Below are 344 nucleotides of genomic sequence, written 5' to 3'. Positions count from 1 at the left end.
ATCTTCATCAACGTTGTTTAACATCATAGTTACTTTACTATGTTCAATCTATTCTGCAACATCTTTTGCAATTGGTTTACGTGATTGCATTAATACTTCATATAATCCATCTTCAGTTAAAAATATTTTACTACCACCACTATTACTATTTGTAATAGTGGTTTTTTCATCTTCATCAATTGTTAATAACATTTTTGATGTATTGTAATACCCTTGCGATGTTTTACTGTAGTCAATCCATTCAGCAACATCTTTTGCAAGGAATAAAGGCTTGCATTAATACTTCATATAATCCATCTTCGGTTAAGAACCACGCTTCTGTTTTATAAGAACCGTTCGGAATA

The 344-nt window shown here is 30.5% G+C and carries 1 pseudogene; it reads right to left on the bottom strand.

The annotated features are described in order from the left end of the window. Positions 1 to 48 precede the first annotated feature (48 nt). A pseudogene (locus tag KMHG_RS18565) lies at positions 49 to 261 on the bottom strand (BRO-N domain-containing protein); the annotation flags it as partial. Positions 262 to 344: the final 83 nt, after the last annotated feature.

This window comes from Kurthia massiliensis, assembly GCF_000285555.1.
Lineage (GTDB): Bacteria > Bacillota > Bacilli > Bacillales_A > Planococcaceae > Kurthia > Kurthia massiliensis.
This window is presented reverse-complemented; position numbering and strand designations above follow the sequence as displayed.